Source organism: Mixta hanseatica, from assembly GCF_023517775.1.
In the GTDB taxonomy this organism is placed as follows: domain Bacteria; phylum Pseudomonadota; class Gammaproteobacteria; order Enterobacterales; family Enterobacteriaceae; genus Mixta; species Mixta hanseatica.
The window spans coordinates 500940-516401 of sequence record NZ_CP082904.1; the positions used below are offsets into that span (position 1 = coordinate 500940).

At 53.8% G+C, this 15462-nt stretch carries 17 protein-coding genes; 10 read left to right on the top strand and 7 right to left on the bottom strand.

Annotated elements, in window-relative coordinates:
• Position 1: 1 nt before the first annotated feature.
• From aaeB to K6958_RS02380, 3 genes are all read left to right on the top strand, one after another.
• Positions 2 to 1966 (top strand): p-hydroxybenzoic acid efflux pump subunit AaeB, encoded by a 1965-nt coding sequence (gene aaeB, locus K6958_RS02370; protein WP_249893164.1) that lies wholly within the window; start codon positions 2 to 4, stop codon positions 1964 to 1966.
• Positions 1967 to 2095: 129 nt separating this feature from the next.
• On the top strand, positions 2096 to 3547 hold the full coding sequence (locus K6958_RS02375) for an NAD-dependent succinate-semialdehyde dehydrogenase (protein WP_249893165.1): 1452 nt from the start codon (positions 2096 to 2098) through the stop codon (positions 3545 to 3547).
• A 47-nt stretch (positions 3548 to 3594) separates the two neighbouring features.
• The gene (locus K6958_RS02380; protein WP_249893166.1) at positions 3595 to 3882 is read left to right on the top strand and encodes a barstar family protein; all 288 of its coding nucleotides are present in this window, start codon (positions 3595 to 3597) and stop codon (positions 3880 to 3882) included.
• A 102-nt stretch (positions 3883 to 3984) separates the two neighbouring features.
• On the opposite strand, the gene yhcN (K6958_RS02385) is transcribed toward K6958_RS02380, so the two are convergent.
• The 3 genes from yhcN (K6958_RS02385) to argR form a co-directional block, all read right to left on the bottom strand.
• The gene (gene yhcN / locus K6958_RS02385; RefSeq protein WP_249893167.1) at positions 3985 to 4254 is read right to left on the bottom strand and encodes a peroxide/acid stress response protein YhcN; all 270 of its coding nucleotides are present in this window, start codon (positions 4252 to 4254) and stop codon (positions 3985 to 3987) included.
• A 118-nt stretch (positions 4255 to 4372) separates the two neighbouring features.
• Complete coding sequence (gene yhcN, locus K6958_RS02390) at positions 4373 to 4636, bottom strand: peroxide/acid stress response protein YhcN (protein ID WP_249893168.1); 264 nt, start codon at positions 4634 to 4636, stop codon at positions 4373 to 4375.
• A 613-nt stretch (positions 4637 to 5249) separates the two neighbouring features.
• On the bottom strand, positions 5250 to 5720 hold the full coding sequence (gene argR / locus K6958_RS02395; protein WP_038628827.1) for a transcriptional regulator ArgR: 471 nt from the start codon (positions 5718 to 5720) through the stop codon (positions 5250 to 5252).
• 445 nt (positions 5721 to 6165) lie between these two features.
• On the opposite strand from argR, the gene mdh reads away from it, so the two are divergent.
• On the top strand, positions 6166 to 7101 hold the full coding sequence (mdh, locus tag K6958_RS02400; protein WP_249893169.1) for a malate dehydrogenase: 936 nt from the start codon (positions 6166 to 6168) through the stop codon (positions 7099 to 7101).
• A 56-nt stretch (positions 7102 to 7157) separates the two neighbouring features.
• On the opposite strand, the gene degS is transcribed toward mdh, so the two are convergent.
• On the bottom strand, positions 7158 to 8213 hold the full coding sequence (degS, locus tag K6958_RS02405) for an outer membrane-stress sensor serine endopeptidase DegS (RefSeq protein ID WP_249893170.1): 1056 nt from the start codon (positions 8211 to 8213) through the stop codon (positions 7158 to 7160).
• Positions 8214 to 8304: 91 nt separating this feature from the next.
• Positions 8305 to 9675: a serine endoprotease DegQ gene (gene degQ, locus K6958_RS02410; RefSeq protein ID WP_249893171.1), complete on the bottom strand. Its 1371-nt coding sequence runs from the start codon at positions 9673 to 9675 to the stop codon at positions 8305 to 8307.
• Between degQ and K6958_RS02415 the strand changes: the two genes are divergently transcribed.
• Entirely contained in the window at positions 9599 to 9841 is a 243-nt protein-coding gene (locus K6958_RS02415; RefSeq protein ID WP_249894765.1) for a hypothetical protein, read from the top strand. The two genes, degQ and K6958_RS02415, sit on opposite strands and share 77 nt — an antisense overlap.
• Here the strand turns inward: K6958_RS02415 and zapG are convergent.
• Complete coding sequence (zapG, locus tag K6958_RS02420; RefSeq protein WP_249893172.1) at positions 9784 to 10188, bottom strand: Z-ring associated protein ZapG; 405 nt, start codon at positions 10186 to 10188, stop codon at positions 9784 to 9786. The two genes, K6958_RS02415 and zapG, sit on opposite strands and share 58 nt — an antisense overlap.
• A 175-nt stretch (positions 10189 to 10363) precedes the next feature.
• Here zapG and zapE point away from each other — a divergent pair, with 175 nt between their 5' ends.
• From zapE to sspB, 5 genes are all read left to right on the top strand, one after another.
• Complete coding sequence (gene zapE / locus K6958_RS02425; protein ID WP_249893173.1) at positions 10364 to 11491, top strand: cell division protein ZapE; 1128 nt, start codon at positions 10364 to 10366, stop codon at positions 11489 to 11491.
• Positions 11492 to 11715: 224 nt separating this feature from the next.
• Entirely contained in the window at positions 11716 to 12144 is a 429-nt protein-coding gene (gene rplM / locus K6958_RS02430) for a 50S ribosomal protein L13 (RefSeq protein WP_006121722.1), read from the top strand.
• A gap of 15 nt (positions 12145 to 12159) precedes the next feature.
• Complete coding sequence (rpsI, locus tag K6958_RS02435; RefSeq protein WP_085068355.1) at positions 12160 to 12552, top strand: 30S ribosomal protein S9; 393 nt, start codon at positions 12160 to 12162, stop codon at positions 12550 to 12552.
• A gap of 301 nt (positions 12553 to 12853) precedes the next feature.
• Positions 12854 to 13495 carry a stringent starvation protein SspA gene (gene sspA / locus K6958_RS02440; RefSeq protein ID WP_249893174.1) on the top strand — a complete coding sequence of 214 codons (642 nt, stop codon included), beginning with the start codon at positions 12854 to 12856 and terminating at the stop codon, positions 13493 to 13495.
• A 3-nt stretch (positions 13496 to 13498) separates the two neighbouring features.
• A complete protein-coding gene (gene sspB, locus K6958_RS02445) occupies positions 13499 to 13987 on the top strand; it encodes a ClpXP protease specificity-enhancing factor (protein ID WP_249893175.1) in 489 nt (162 codons plus the stop codon).
• 53 nt (positions 13988 to 14040) lie between these two features.
• Here the strand turns inward: sspB and K6958_RS02450 are convergent, their stop codons facing one another.
• Positions 14041 to 15459: a glutamate synthase small subunit gene (locus K6958_RS02450; protein ID WP_249893176.1), complete on the bottom strand. Its 1419-nt coding sequence runs from the start codon at positions 15457 to 15459 to the stop codon at positions 14041 to 14043.
• Positions 15460 to 15462: the final 3 nt, after the last annotated feature.

Sequence of the window (15462 nt, forward strand, 5' to 3'; positions counted from 1 at the left end):
GATGCAACTCGAACGGTTACGCTTTCCGGTTAAACTGACTTTTGCCGTCCTGACGGCGCTACTGATCGGCTTTCACTTCAATCTGGAAACGCCGCGCTGGGCGGTGATGACCGCCGGCATCGTCGCAGGCGGTACCGCCTTTGCCGCCGGGGGCGATCCTTACTCCGGCGCGCTGCGCCATCGCGGCATGCTGCGTATTATTGGCACCTTTCTGGGCTGCCTGGCGGCGCTGGTGATTATGATCGCCACCATCCGCGCACCGGTGGTGATGATGCTGCTCTGCTGTATCTGGGCGGGTTTCTGCGTCTGGGTTTCTTCATTGATGCGGGTTGAAAACTCCTATGCGCTGGGGCTGGCGGGCTATACCGCGCTGATTATCGTGGTCAGCGTTGATTTAACCGCCGGCACGCCGATGCTGGCTCCGCAGTTTGCGGTAGAACGCTGCAGCGAGATTGTGATTGGCATCATCTCGGCGATTTTGGCGGATATGGTGTTCTCGCCGCGCTCAATCAAAAAGGTAATAGATAAAGAGATCGAATCGCTGCTGCTGGATCACTATCGTCTATTGCAGCTTTGCGTGGCCCATGGCGATAAGGAAGAGGTAGATAAGGCGTGGGGCAACCTGGTGCGTCGGACCACCACCCTTAATGGTATGCGCAGCCAGTTGAATATGGAATCGTCACGCTGGCAGCGGGCAAACCGCCGTTTGAAAGGGATGCATACGCTGTCGCTGACGCTGATTACCCAGGCGGCGGAAACCTTTTTGATCCAAAATTCCCGCCCGGAATATATTCCACCGCAGTATCGGCTGCTGCTGGAAAAAGAGGTGAATAACCTTAACGACCTGCACAAGCATCTGAAAAATTTACGCCGCGTGATAAGCGCCTCGGGCAGCAAAAGCACGCCGATTACGCTGGGTAGCTGGGTTGGGGCCGCAACGCAGTATTTGATGCTGTTAAAAGGGGTGCAAACCAACAGCAGCATCAGTCAGCAGGAAGAAGGGCTGCTGAACAATGAGGTGGAAGTTGTGCGCGCGCGCTCCGCGGAGACCCATCATGCGATGATTAACGGTATCCGAACTTTCGTGGCTACCGCGCTGGGTACGCTGTTCTGGTTATACAGCGGCTGGACCTCCGGCAGCGGCTGTATGTTGATGCTGGCGGTGATTACCGCGCTGGCGATGCGGGCGCCCAACCCTCTGATGATGGCGAAAGACTTCCTTTACGGTATGACGGTGGCGGTCCCGCTGGGGGCGCTCTACTTCATGTTGATTATGCCCTCTACGCAGCAGAGTATGCTGCTGCTGTGCATCGCTATCGGCGCGCTGGCGTTTGTCGCCGGGATCTTTATTCAGCGACGGCAACTGGGCACGCTCGGGGCATTTGTCGGCACGCTGAATGTCCTGGTGTTGGATAACCCGATGTCGTTCTCGGTGGACGCATTTCTGGATAACGCGCTGGGCCAGGTGATCGGCTGTTTCGTGGCGCTGATGGTCATCCTGATTATTCGCGATAAATCGCGCGCGCGCACCGGCCGCACGCTGCTGAACCGCTTTATGTATGCGGCGGTATCGGCGCTGACCACCAACCCCGCGCGACGTAAAGAGAACCATCTGCCCGCGCTGTATCAGCAGCTGTTTTTACTGTTGAACCTGTTCCCCGGCGATATTGATAAATACCGGCTGGCGCTGACGTTGATTATTGGCCATCAGCGCCTGCGTAACGCTGAGATCCCGGTGAATGCCGATCTCTCCGCGTTTCATAAGCAGCTACGCTATACTGCTGACCGGGTGATTGCTTCACGTAGCGATGAAAAACGACGTTACTACTATCACAAGCTGCTGCGCGAGTTTGATACCTATCAGGAAAAGCTCCAGCAGTACCAGGCGCCGCTAAGCGTGACCGAGCCGGTGAAGCGTCTGGCCGATATGCTGAAAAAATATCAGAATACCCTGATCAATATTTGATCCTGCCGCCGGTGCCTTCTGGCACCGGCTTTTTGCCTGTTTTCCCTGTTTCCTGCTGCGCTGAAACCAGAGGCCTGAGCTTTGCCAACTATACTTGGCACAACAGGATGACAAAAACAGGAGCGTAAAATGTCCCATTCCCTGCAAGATCACGAATTATTCCAGACGGGCTGTCTGATTAACGGCCAGTGGCAAACCCTGAGCGAAACCTTTGACGTGCTTAATCCAGCCAGCGGAGAAGTGATTGCCCGCGTTGCTAAAGGCGGTAAGCGCGAAACCGAACAGGCTATTGCCGCAGCCGAGCGCGCATTTCCCGCCTGGCGCGCCCTGACGGCGAAGCAGCGCTCGGAAATCCTTTACCGCTGGTATCAGCTGATGATCGAAAATAAACGCTGGCTGGGGCAGTTGATGACCGCTGAACAGGGGAAACCGCTGAAAGAGGCGGAAGGCGAAGTGGAATATGCCGCCAGCTTTATTCAGTGGTTTGCCGAGCAGGCCAAGCGCGTTAATGGCGAAATCATCCCACCGGCTAAAAGCGGCGCGCGCATTCTGGCGACGCGTGGACCGATCGGCGTAGTCGCGGCGATTACCCCATGGAATTTCCCGATGGCGATGCTGACGCGCAAGCTTGGCCCGGCGCTGGCGGCCGGCTGTACCGGCATTATCAAACCGGCCAACAACACGCCGCTTTCCGCTTTTGCCCTGCTGGCGCTGGCGCAAAAGGCAGGCGTGCCCGATGGCGTATTGAATGGCGTAGCCGGCGATACGCACGCCATCAGCGACGCCATTATGGCCAGCAGCGCGGTACGCAAAATCTCTTTTACCGGCTCCACCGCCGTAGGCAAAACGCTGATGCGTAACGCCGCGGAAACGATGAAAAAAATCTCAATGGAGCTGGGCGGCAACGCGCCTTATATCGTCTTTGAGGATGCGGATATCGATGCAGCAGTGCAGGGAGCGGTCGCCAATAAATTCCGTAATGCCGGGCAGGTATGCGTTAGCGTAAATCGCTTTTTTATTCACGAAGCAGTTTACGATCGTTTCGTTAATCAGCTGGCAGAAGAAGTCAGCAAGCTGAAAGTTGGTAACGGCATGGATGAGGGCGTGGTGGTAGGGCCGTTAATCAATGCTGCAGCGGTAGATAAAGTAGAGGAGCACGTTAAAGATGCGCAGGCGAAGGGGGGACGTATTGTCACTGGCGGCGCGCGACATGCTTTGGGCGGCAATTTTTGGCAGCCAACAGTCATTGCCGATGCCAGTGAAGAGATGAAGCTATCACGGGAAGAGACCTTCGGCCCGGTCGCGGCCTGTTTTCGTTTTAGCGATGAGGATGAGGTTATCCGCCGGGCAAACGCCACGGAGTATGGCCTGGCCGCCTACTTTTATACGCAAAATTTGCAGCGGGTGTTTCGCGTCTCCTCTGCGCTGGAAAGCGGCATGATTGGTATCAACGAATGCGCAGTATCCACCGAGCTGGCACCTTTCGGCGGCGTAAAAGAGTCCGGGCTGGGACGCGAAGGCTCAGTATTAGGTATGGAAGAGTATCTGGAAGTAAAAGCCCTGCATATCGGTGGTCTGTAAGCAGATTGGGCGCTCAGGCGCCCAGTTGCGTATTAAGGAGCAGCCGCATGAAAAAAGAGATTTTCGACTTTGATGAGATTGTCGATCAGGCGCATTTTTATCGCCAGTTCAGCGAACGCTTTGCGCTTAACGATCGGTTAATTGTGGATCTGGATTCATTATGGGATGCCGTCACCCAATCGCAGCTGCCGTTACCGGTAGAAATTGAGTTCATTCATTTAGGCGCCGGCCAAAAACGCCGCTATGGCGCGTTGATTTTACTGTTTGATGAGGCGGAAGAGGAGCTGGAAGGTCAGCTGCGTTTTAATGTCCGCCAGTCGAAAAAAAGCCAATAAAAAAGGCCCCAAACAGCAGGGCCAAAGGGTTCGTCAGCAGCTGACGAGGAATTGCTTATAGAATTTTACTGGCGTTAATTTTCAGACCTTCAGGCTCGCTAATTATTTATAGATTTCAGCGGTAGCGTGGTAGTTACCGTTGGCATAAGCCTCAACAACACGGTAAGCAGACGCGCCTTCTTTATCCGCTTTCTGCGACAGATGTTGGCGAATTGCAGTTGGGCTGGCATCGATACCGCTAACGGAAATGGTGCCAATTGGCTGCAGGTTTTGGCTGGCGACGTCTTGTTGCGTGACCAGATCGGCCGCGGCTACGCCGAATGAAAGCAGTGAGGCCAGACCTAAAGCGGCAAAGGTAAATGTAGTTTTCATCTCTTACTCCTGAATATGGGTGTTATGGCAGCCTGGATGGCTTGATAGCGATTATTATTTCTGGGGCTGCCTGGGTCGTTCATCGGGTAAAGCGGTTTACAACCGGATTAGGTTCCGCTTATTTATACAGTTCAGCAGTGACGTGATAGTTATCGTTGTTACGCGCTTCGATAATGCGATACGCACTGGCGCCCTGACGTTCGGCTTTTGCCTGCAGCGCCTGATGAATATCCATCGGCGTACCTGCTACACCACTCACGCTTACCGTACCCACAGACTGCAGATTTTGCGCCTGCTCTGCGTTAATGGATTCTGCGGCAAAAGCGCCAAATGACAGGGTAGAAAGAAGCCCTACGGCTGCGATGGTAGTTTTAATGTTCATTGATCTGTTCCTCGTCTTCTGTTTTTGTCTTTATTTGCTCTGTGATCCGCATCACGAAAACAAGTATAGATCTAATCACGTATGAAATTAATATTCTGCTAATAATGTTTTGTTGTGACACTTTAGCCAATGACGGTTTTTTTATAACGTTAAGTTATAAAAGGTGCACATATTTTGCTCTATTGCCGTTATTTTTTAACCAAAACAATGATATGAGAGACTTTATCTATTTGTGCTTTGTCTGCTGGCCAAATACACCAGTGAAAACAAAAAGGCAGTGATATGCCCTGATTTATAGCCATAAAGGCAGCACGATATGCGAATGAGGTGCCTGGGCAGGCTTTCTGGCGACAGTCGCTTATTCCATTTGGCGCTGATAGTACGGTTTATTAACAGCCTGGAACGGATAACGGACAGTGAATGAATAATCAAAGCGTCGACGGAAAGTCATCATGGCAAGCTACGAGCGACCACGACAGATGACGGACGGTGGCGGCAGGTAAACAGGTACCAGCGGCGGGTTAAAATATCAGCGGCAGGTAAAGAGAGATATAAGCGTCGAGTGCGAGAGAACAGCGGGATCGCTTACCTAAGGGCCACGATCCCGCTTTACTTACAGCTCTTGCTCAAACAGATTCAGGATAGCTTCATAAAGTTGTTTTACGGTAAAGGCGCGCGCCGGGGTAATAAAAATGGTGTCGTCACCGGCAATAGTCCCAAGGATCCCTTCCGCTTTACCTAATGAGTCCAGCAGGCGCGCGATCAGCTGCGCTGCGCCAGGGCTGGTATGAATCACCACCAGCGCATCATTGTAATCAATATCCAATACCAGATTTTTAAGCGGTGAAGTGGTGGTTGGCACCCCCAGTTCGGCTGGCAGGCAATAGACCATCTCCATCTTGGCGTTACGGGTACGCACCGCACCAAACTTAGTCAGCATGCGGGAAACTTTCGACTGATTGATATTGTCGAAGCCTTCTTCCTGTAGAGCGGTCACGATCTCGCCCTGCGAGCTGAATTTTTCTTCTTTCAGCAAAGCTTTAAACGCTTTAATCAGATCTTCTTGTTTAGATGGGTTACGCATAGGCTACCGATAATATAAAAACAGTGTGAAGCCCGGCCTGCAGGCGATACATTATTATGCATTTAAATGAATGTTTATGCAAATAAGCGGCGGCGAATAATAGCTTTGCCGCGCAGTGGGCGCGCATTTTACCAGACTTTCCGCGCAGAGAAAATTTACGCTGAGCGCATAGCTATGGCAGACGAAGTGAAGGAATTGTTATAAAATTGATGTTGTTCTGCTAAGCGCGAACGGTGTAAGGTATTGCTGATTAATCAATCTGTATCCGGTTACGATCAGTGTCGGTTCTGTACGTAATGCGGTCATTTTCACCCGTTTTCGCTGGTGGTTTGTGCCTTGCTACGCAAAACGATGACAACGTCCTCGCTATTACTTCTCAGGTCCTCCAGCATTGTACCCCGCTGGATTCCGGCATTTTTCTGCTCACAATAATAAGGAGTTTAGGATGAAAGTTGCAGTTCTCGGTGCGGCTGGTGGTATCGGCCAGGCACTCGCACTTCTGCTAAAAACCCAGCTGCCTGCGGGTTCAGAACTCTCTCTGTACGATATTGCTCCCGTAACGCCCGGTGTGGCCGTTGATTTAAGCCACATTCCTACACCGGTTAAAATCAAAGGGTTCAGCGGTGAAGATGCAACGCCTGCGCTGCAGGGCGCCGATGTAGTATTGATCTCTGCCGGCGTGGCGCGTAAGCCGGGTATGGATCGCTCCGACCTGTTTAATGTTAACGCCGGCATCGTGCGCAACCTGATTGAGCAGGTGGCGAAAACCGCCCCTAAAGCGCTGATCGGCATCATTACCAACCCGGTTAACACCACTGTCGCCATTGCCGCGGAAGTGCTGAAAAAAGCCGGCGTGTACGATAAAAATCGTCTGTTCGGCGTGACGACGCTGGATATCATCCGCTCTAATACGTTTGTTGCCGAGCTGAAAGGCAAACAGCCGACCGAGCTGAACGTGCCGGTGGTGGGTGGGCATTCTGGCGTAACCATTCTGCCGTTGCTTTCTCAGGTGCCTGGCGTTTCTTTCAGCGAGCAGGAAGTGGCTGATCTGACCAAACGTATCCAGAATGCGGGTACCGAAGTGGTGGAAGCGAAGGCGGGTGGCGGATCCGCTACGCTGTCGATGGGGCAGGCAGCGGCACGCTTTGGCCTGTCGCTGGTACGCGCGCTGCAGGGTGAAAGCAACGTGGTTGAATGCGCCTATGTTGAAGGCGATGGCGAGTATGCCCGTTTCTTCTCGCAGCCGCTGCTGCTGGGTAAAGAGGGCGTTGCCGAGCGTCGTCCGATTGGCCAACTGAGCGACTTTGAACAAAAAGCGCTGGAAGGCATGCTGGATACGTTGAAGAAAGATATTCAGCTGGGCGAAGAGTTTGTTAAGTAAGATCGCGCCTGTGAAAAAGGGAGCCTGAGGCTCCCTTTTTTCTTGTCGGGCAGCGACTATTGCGCCGGATATTCCTGAATGGTGGCTTTCAGCGTCAGTTTGCGATCGTTACGAATAACCTGCACATCAATGACCGAGCCTGGGCGTATCTCCGCCACCTGATCCATGGTTTCCTGCGCAGAAACGGCGGGCTTGCCGTTTACGTTAATAATCAGATCGTTAACCTGAATACCGGCTTTGGCTGCCGGGCCTTCCGGCGCAACGTTATTCACCACGATGCCCTGGATATGATCCATTCCGGCATTCTGCCCATGCAGCGGCGGCACTTCGCGGCCGGTAATGCCGATATAGCCACGAATAACCCGCCCGTCACGGATCAGCTTATCCATAATTTTGGTTGCCAGTGCGGTAGGAATTGCAAAGCCGATGCCTTCAGGCGTTTCACCATCGTTACTTTTATCGAAAGAGAGCGTATTGATGCCCATCAGCTCGCCCAGCGAGTTGATTAGCGCGCCGCCTGAGTTACCCCGATTAATCGAGGCGTCGGTTTGCAGAAAGTTTTGCCGTCCGGAAGGGCTTAAGCCAACGCGGCCAGTGGCGCTGATGATGCCCTGCGTTACGGTTTGTCCCAGGTTATAAGGATTACCGATAGCCATTACGATATCGCCGACATGCGCGATACGTTCACGGTTAATGGGAATCACCGGTAAATTCGTCGCGGTGATTTTCAGCACCGCCAGATCGGTCAGGCTATCCGAACCGACCAGCATGGCTTCAATAAAGCGTCCGTCCTGTAACGCGACGATAATCTGATCGGCGCCGTTAATGACGTGACGGTTAGTCAGGATATAACCTTTATTGTTCATTATCACGCCGGAGCCGAGCGTGGTAATGCCTCGCCCGTTACTGCTCGACGCGCTGCGGTTATAAACGTTTACCACGGCCGGAACGGCGCGGCGTACACCCTGATTAAAGCTAAATGGCGTTTGATCGGCGCTGCTTTCCGGTTCGGAAAGCAAACTGTTGCCGATGCGCAACGCGGGCATCACCGCCAGTAAAATACCTGCGACGATCAGCCCCAGAACTACCGAGCGCAAGAGTTTAGGAAACATGATGTTAAGCTATATCGGAAAAGAACTGGGGCAGAATATCATGACTCAGGCGGACACACACGAGCTTGTGTCCGCCATATGCCAGGGCTTGTTAGCGCAGCAGCAAGTAGAGGCTCTCACCGCCACGTACCACATTCAGCGCCAGGAAAGGCGGCTTGCTGGCCAATACCTTACGCATCTCGTCCAGATTCTGCACCCGCGTGCGGTTAACGCCGATGATGACATCATCTTTTTGCAAACCGATCTGTTCGGCTGGCGTGCCTTTCTGGACGCTGTCAACCTTCACGCCTTTATTACCATCCGGCAGCTGACCATCGCTGAGCGATGCGCCCTGTAACGCTGGGGTCATCAGTTCATCGCTGTTCATGCTGCGCGCGCTGGCATCCAGTTTCACCATCACGCTCAGCGGCTTCCCTTCGCGCAGCAGGCCGATTTTGACCTCTTTGCCCGGCGGCGTGGTGCCGATTTTTACCCGCAGTTCGGCAAAGCTGGTAATCGGTTTATCATCTACGGAGGTAATAATGTCGCCAGATTTAATTCCGGCGGTTGCTGCCGCGGACTTAGGCAGAACTTCCGAGACAAATGCGCCGCGCTGCGCATCGACGTTAAAGGCGCGCGCCATATCGGCGGTCATTTCCGTGCCCTTAATGCCCAACTGACCGCGTTTAACTTCGCCGGTCTCAATCAGCTGCTTAGCCAGTTCCATCGCCATATTGCCCGGGATCGCGAAGCCGATACCAATATTGCCGCCGCTGGAAGCAAGAATCGCGGTATTGATGCCGATCAGCTCGCCGTTCAGATTGACCAGCGCGCCGCCCGAGTTGCCGCGGTTAATGGCGGCATCGGTCTGGATAAAGTTTTCCAGGCCTTCCAGGTTCAGGCCGCTGCGGCCCAGCGCAGAGATAATGCCTGAGGTGGCGGTTTGGCCAAGGCCAAATGGGTTGCCGATGGCGATAGCGAAGTCGCCGACCCGTAACTGGTCGGAATTCGCGACGGTTACCTGCGTCAGGTTTTTCGCATTCTGGATCTGAATCAGCGCAATGTCGGTTTGGTCATCGCGGCCCAGCAGTTTGGCGTCATATTCACGGCCATCGTTCAGCTGCACGCTAATCTTATCGGCCCCGTTAACCACATGATTGTTGGTTAATACATAGCCTTTCTGCGCATCGATAATGACCCCTGACCCTAAGCCTTCAAATGGCTGAGGCTGCGCATCGCCCTGTCCCTGACCAAAAAAGCGTTTTAACGGCTCAGGCAGGTCCTGCGCCGCGTCTTCGGTCGATGTGCCTTCAACATGCACGCTGACCACCGCCGGCAACACTTTTTCCAGCATCGGCGCCAGGCTGGGCAGCGCCTGATTCTGAACCTGGGCAGGCAGCGACGCCATGGCTGAAGGCGCCAGGGTCAAATTTAAACCAACGGCCAGGGATACCGCGCTCAACAATAATGATTTTTTCTTCATCGTTACGACGCTCTCGCTGCTCAACAGGGAAAAGACAGGCTTGCTTGCCAGCGCAGGCGGCTGGCTTGATAAAGCAAAAAGAAACAGGGCGCTGGCGCGCCCCGGGGATCAGTTGCGCGGGGTGCGTTCACCACCACGCAGCAAACCGGATGCATTTTCTGAATAATCGCGAGGGATCTGAACCGGCGCCTGATCGTTATCCGCTTCCGCTTCGGTAAGCTGATAAGCGAACGGGTTTTTCTCACCCGGCAGGTCAGGCAGCAGATCGTTAGATCCTTTCGCCATATGCTGATAAAGCTGGCGATAATCACGCGCCATGTTATCCAGCAGCTCTGCGCTATGAGCAAAGTGGTTGGTCAGCTCTTCACGGTAATCCGCCAGCTCCGCTTTGGATTTCTCCAGTTCATACTGCAGGCTGCGCTGCTCACGCAATTTTTTATTACCAAAACGCATGGCGACAGCGCCGATAATAATACCAATGACTAAACCAATTAGCCCGTATTCCCAGGTCATAATGACTCCCGTATTGTCCTCGTTGTTCCGTAGGGCGTTCCACTTCAATAGTAGCCACTATAACCGTTAATCTTATGGAAGTGGAATCCTGCGGCAGCATCGCTTAGTGTAGAACGAACTTTTTTTCGACAAACAGGCAGTTGCCTGACATTTTTTTAGGAAAGCAGGATCACGAATGCAAACGATGTCTCCGCTGGCGCGTTATCAGCAGGCGTTGGATAAAGGTGAATATCAGCCTGATGAAGTCCAGCATGCCGCGATTAGCCGCTTAGATGCGATTCAGCAAGCGCTTATCGCGCGTCAACCTTCCGCCGCTCAGTCCGCTTCAGGCTGGCGCGGCAAGCTTAATAAGCTGCTGGGAAAAGAAAAAAACAGTCATCAACCACCGGTGCGCGGGCTCTATATGTGGGGCGGCGTCGGGCGCGGCAAGACGTGGGTGATGGATCTCTTTTTTCAGTCTATTCCTGGGGAGCGCAAGCTGCGGCTGCATTTCCACCGTTTTATGCTGCGGGTGCATGAAGAGTTAACCGCGCTGCAGGGCGAAAGCGATCCGCTGGAAATCGTGGCGGATCGCTTTAAAGCGCAGGCGGATGTGCTGTGCTTCGATGAGTTTTTCGTCTCTGATATTACCGACGCCATGCTGCTGGGCACCCTGATGGAAGCGCTGTTCGCGCGCGGCATTACCCTGGTGGCCACCTCGAATATTCCCCCGGATGAGCTTTACCGCAACGGCCTGCAGCGCGCGCGCTTTTTACCCGCCATTGAACAGATTAAGCAGCACTGCGAGATCATGAATGTCGATGCGGGCATCGATTACCGGCTGCGTACGTTAACCTCAGCGCATCTGTGGATGTCGCCGTTGAGCGAAGAAACGCGTCAGGCGATGAGCCGCATGTTTATCGCGTTGGCGGGGCAGGCGGCCGAAGAGAAACCGGTGCTGGAGATTAATCATCGCCAGCTGCCGACGCAGGGCGTAGAGAAGGGCGTACTGGCGATCGATTTCGCCACGCTGTGCGGGGAAGGGCGTAGCCAGCACGATTACATTGAACTGTCGCGACGTTTTCACAGCGTGCTGCTGCTGGATGTGCCAGTGATGCAGGCGCGCAGCGAAGACCGGGCGCGCCGCTTCCTGGCGTTAGTGGATGAATTTTACGAACGCCACGTTAAGCTGGTGGTTTCCGCTGAGGCGTCGCTGTTTGAGATTTATCAGGGCGAGCGGCTGAAGTTTGAATATCAGCGCTGCCTGTCGCGCCTGCAGGAGATGCAAAGCGAAGAGTATTTGCGCTTAAAGCATCTCACCTGAGAATGCACTTTTTTTGTCGAAAAGTGATCGATCTTTGGCAACGACTTCTCTATAATCTTGCGACCCCACGTTACGGCAAAGTTTTTTTTCCCAGAAACTTTGTAGCACCGGCAAAACTGTCCGAGGGGGTGGCTTGCTGGTCGATAAGGTCGTGTGAGCCTCAACCGTTTATTCAAGCGTTTGGGATTTCACCAACGTGTAACTTAATTTGGGTAAGCTTTTAGATGAAAACTTTTACAGCTAAGCCAGAAACCGTCCAACGTGACTGGTATGTCGTTGACGCGACGGGCAAAACTTTAGGTCGTTTAGCGACTGAACTGGCTCGCCGTCTGCGTGGCAAGCATAAAGCGGAATACACTCCGCACGTTGATACTGGTGATTACATCATCGTTCTGAACGCAGAAAAAGTTGCCGTAACCGGTAACAAGCGTAGCGATAAGATCTATTACCATCACACCGGTCACATCGGTGGTATCAAGCAAGCGACCTTCGAAGAGATGATTGCTCGCCGTCCTGAGCGCGTAATTGAAATCGCGGTTAAAGGTATGCTGCCGAAGGGCCCGCTGGGTCGTGCTATGTACCGTAAACTGAAAGTTTACGCGGGCAACGAGCACAACCATGCGGCACAGCAACCGCAAGTTCTTGACATTTAATCGGGATTACAGGCAATGGCTGAGAATCAAAACTACGGCACTGGTCGCCGCAAAAGCTCTTCCGCTCGCGTCTTTATCAAGCCGGGTAGCGGTAACATCGTTATCAACCAGCGTTCTCTGGAACAGTACTTCGGTCGTGAAACTGCCCGCATGGTAGTTCGTCAGCCGCTGGAACTGCTGGATCTGGTTGGTAAATTCGATCTCTACATCACCGTTAAAGGTGGTGGTATCTCTGGTCAGGCTGGTGCGATCCGTCACGGTATCACCCGCGCTCTGATGGAGTACGACGAGTCCCTGCGTGGCGAACTGCGTAAAGCTGGCTTCGTTACTCGTGATGCTCGTGAAGTTGAACGTAAGAAAGTCGGCCTGCGTAAAGCACGTCGTCGTCCGCAGTTCTCCAAACGTTAATTGTTTCTGCCTCGGCAGCAGCAGTTGCAAAAAACCCGGCGCTTCGCGCTGGGTTTTTTTATGCGTAAAAAGCGCTAAAACGGAGGTGAATCCTGCCTTTTTAGCGGCAATTCTTTTTCCCCATCCCCACAAGCTGCCTAAAATCTGGTAAACTGACTGTCACTTTGCGCCCGTTAAACGGAGAGCGTCCTGACAGGAAGAGGATTGACGTCGCTCCGGCTGGCGGGTGGTTTCGTCAAGCAGGTTAGTCGCCGCGCGGTTGGCTATTCGCACTGTATTCTGGATAAACTTGGAGGTTTTCATGGCTGTCGCTGCCAACAAACGTTCGGTAATGACGCTGTTTTCTGGTCCGACTGACATTTTCAGCCATCAGGTGCGTATCGTACTGGCAGAAAAAGGTGTCAGCGTAGAGATCGAGCAGGTTGAAATGGATAATCTGCCGCAGGATCTGATTGACCTCAACCCGTATCGTACCGTGCCTACGCTGGTCGATCGTGAGCTGACGCTGTATCAATCACGCATCATTATGGAATACCTCGACGAACGCTTCCCGCATCCGCCGTTGATGCCTGTTTATCCGGTCGCACGTGGTGAAAGCCGTCTGATGATGCACCGTATCGAGCAGGACTGGTACAGCCTGATGCGCACCATCGAAACCGGCTCCGCTCAGCAGGCGGAAACGGCACGTAAGCAGCTGCGTGAAGAGCTGCTGGCCATTGCGCCGCTGTTTACCCGTACGCCTTTCTTCCTGAGCGAAGAGTTCAGCCTGGTTGATTGCTATCTGGCTCCGCTGCTGTGGCGTTTGCCGCTGCTTGGCGTGGAACTGGTGGGTAGCGGTACGAAAGAACTTAAAGGCTATATGACGCGCGTATTCGAGCGTGACTCTTTCCTCGCTTCGTTGACCGAAGCAGAACGCGAAATGCGCCTGCAAGCCCGGGGCTAACGTATGGAAATGTCTCAGCTTACCGCTCGCCGTCCTTACCTGCTGCGCGCTTTCTATGAGTGGCTGTTAGACAACCAGCTTACGCCGCATCTGGTGGTGGATATTAATCTGCCTGGCGTACTGGTGCCGCTTGAATATGCCCGTGACGGACAGATTGTGTTAAACATCGCACCACGTGCGGTGGGCAATCTGGAATTAGGAAATGACGAAGTGCGTTTTAACGCGCGCTTCGGCGGCGTTCCTCGCCAGGTTACCGTACCCATTGCGGCGGTACTGGCTATCTATGCGCGTGAGAATGGGGCGGGCACTATGTTTGAGCCTGAACCCGCTTATGAACTGCAGGATACCGATGATCTGGCAACGGGGCAGGAAGAAACGGTCATGTCCGTGATTGACGGCGACCGCCCTGATGATGCCGAACCCGACGGTGATAATCCTGATGACGATCCGCCGCCACGCGGCGGGCGTCCAGCCTTACGCGTCGTTAAGTAATCATAAAAAAAGCCCGCGGATAAACCTGCGGGCTTTTTTGATCGACAGCCTAATCAGACTTCCAGGTAATTCATAATCCCTTCTGCGGCTTTACGCCCTTCAGCAATGGCGGTGACCACTAAATCGGAACCGCGAACCGCATCACCGCCGGCGAAAATTTTCGGGTTAGTGGTCTGGAAGGCATTCTCATGCCCTTCCGGCGCGATGATACGGCCCTGCGCGTCAAGCTCAACGCTAAACTGCTCCAGCCATTCCATCTTATGCGGACGGAAGCCAAAAGCGACCACCACCGCGTCAGCAGGCAAAATATGCTCGGAGCCGGCCACGATCTCAGCGCGACGGCGACCCTGCGCATCGGGCTGGCCCATTTCCGTACGGGCAACCCGGACGCCGCAGACGCGGCCGTTCCCGTTCACTTCCACCCCTAACGGCTGCAGATTGAACTGGAACTCTACACCTTCTTCACGCGCATTTTTAACTTCACGGCGCGAACCCGGCATGTTCTCTTCATCACGACGATAGGCGCAGGTGACGTGCGTCGCGCCCTGACGGATAGAGGTGCGCACGCAGTCCATCGCCGTATCGCCGCCGCCCAGTACTACTACGCGTTTGCCTTGCATATTGATATAAGGCTGCTCTGCCAGCTCGTCAAAGCCCATGATATGACGCGTATTGGCAATCAGGAACGGCAGGGCATCGAACACGCCCGGCGCATCTTCATTTTCCAGGCCGCCACGCATCGACTGATAGGTGCCAACACCAAGGAATACCGCGTCGTAATCACCAAGCAGATCGCTTAACTGGATATCGCGGCCCACTTCGGTATTAAGCTGGAACTCAATGCCCATGCCGGTAAACAGCTCGCGGCGACGCGTCATCACCTCTTTTTCCAGCTTGAAGGCTGGGATACCGAAGGTCAACAAACCGCCAATCTCCGGGTGACGATCGTAAACCACCGCTTTAACGCCGTTGCGGGTTAAGACATCAGCGCAGGCGAGACCGGCCGGACCCGCGCCGATAATCGCCACGCGCTTCCCGGTGGGTTTAACGTGCGACAGATCGGGACGCCAGCCCATCTCCATCGCTTTATCGTTGATATAGCGTTCAATATTGCCGATGGTGACGGCACCAAACTCGTCGTTAAGCGTACAGGAGCCTTCGCACAGGCGATCCTGCGGGCAAACGCGCCCGCAGACCTCCGGCAGACTGTTAGTCTGGTGCGATAGCTCGGCCGCTTCGATAATTCTTCCCTCATTAGCCAGCTTCAGCCAGTTTGGGATGTAGTTATGAACCGGACACTTCCATTCGCAGTAGGGGTTACCGCATGACAAACAGCGATCCGCCTGGGCTTTCGCCTGGCTTCCCGAAAAAGGTTCGTAGATTTCTACAAACTCAATTTTACGGATCTTGAGCGGCTTCTTCGGCGGATCAACGCGCTGCAAGTCGATAAACTGATAAACGTTTTGACTCATTGT